This window comes from uncultured Meiothermus sp., from assembly GCF_937863175.1.
Classification (GTDB): domain Bacteria; phylum Deinococcota; class Deinococci; order Deinococcales; family Thermaceae; genus Meiothermus.
This window is the reverse complement of the sequence record NZ_CALMCQ010000158.1, coordinates 1-1,038: the sequence shown is the minus strand read 5'-3', so window position 1 is coordinate 1,038 and position 1,038 is coordinate 1. Positions and strand designations below refer to the sequence as shown.

Annotated in this window: 2 protein-coding genes; both read left to right on the top strand. The window is 56.9% G+C overall.

What is annotated here, in order from left to right; translation table 11 throughout:
• Positions 1–87: 87 nt before the first annotated feature.
• A complete protein-coding gene (locus tag Q0288_RS06200; protein ID WP_299428774.1) occupies positions 88–408 on the top strand; it encodes a DUF3208 domain-containing protein in 321 nt (106 codons plus the stop codon).
• A gap of 162 nt (positions 409–570) precedes the next feature.
• On the top strand, positions 571–1,038 hold a 468-nt coding region (locus Q0288_RS06195; RefSeq protein WP_299428771.1), incomplete at its 3' end, for a DUF4874 domain-containing protein.

The following is a 1,038-nucleotide window of genomic DNA, read 5'->3' as shown; positions in this document are numbered from 1 at the left end:
TACGGGGGGGGTAATGTTTTGCTCGCGAGCCGACCCGGGCCACTTTTGTTTTCCGCCACTGCTGGAACAATCGGATACGTGGTTGCGATGAAAGCCGTCAAGCTATTTCAGGGGTATCTGTGGCACCCCAAAGAACTCTCCTTCGACCCCCGTACAGCGATTCCCCGTCAACTGGGAGAGGTGCATGTGCTAATTGATAAAGTGCGCGCCCCCATGACCTTTTTTGAGGATGGCACCCTGACCGAGACCCAGCAGTTCTACCAGGTTACGCTGCTGGTGCGCACCGAGCAAGAGCCCGCCGAACTCAAGTCGCTGGCCCGGTGGGTGAGCCTGGAGCTAAACCCCTACCTCCAGGCCACGCCCAAAGAGGTTGGCTGGCAACTGCTGGAAGATATGCGCCAGATTTAGGAATTAGTACAGACCAACCTAACCAGAATCAGGGCAATAGCCATCGAATACTTCATGGCCGAGCCGTCGTGATTTTGCTGCCAAGCTCAAGATCAGATTAAGGTCTCCTCATGCACCAGGTGGGGTTGGAGCTTTTAGACTGTTCAGACGGGTGTTTGAGTGATGATCAATAATCCACACCGTATCTTACTGGGACTGGGCCTTGCCCTGTTTTTCACTGCCTGCAGTAGCCTCGATACCCAGGTTCCAGCCCCGCCTTCCAATCCCTTGCCAAATCCACCTTCCGGCAAGATCATCTCCTATCAGTCTAGCAGCGAAAACTTCCTCAACCCCGAGCGGGGTTTTTACCTGAGTGTGCCTATCACCCAGGAAACCGACCTGAGCTGGGTCAAGCCCCAGCACCGGGTGACGGTGGTGCACTCGTATGTACGGCTGGATGCCTACCGCACTTCGCTGGTGCCACAGAGCTATATTGCTCAAGTGACGCGGGGCCTCGAGGCCGCCCGGCGGGCTGGGCTCAAGGTGGTGCTGCGCTTTGCCTACAACTTTGGCTTCGAGGCCGACGCGCCGTTGGAGTGGGTGCTGCGCCACATCGAGCAGTTCCAGCCGGTGCTGCGCGATTACAAAGAT

Bases quoted from the DNA above. Each gene is read 5' to 3' on its own strand.
- Q0288_RS06200 (WP_299428774.1), top strand. From the start codon at position 88: ATGAAAGCCGTCAAGCTATTTCAGGGGTATCTGTGGCACCCCAAAGAA.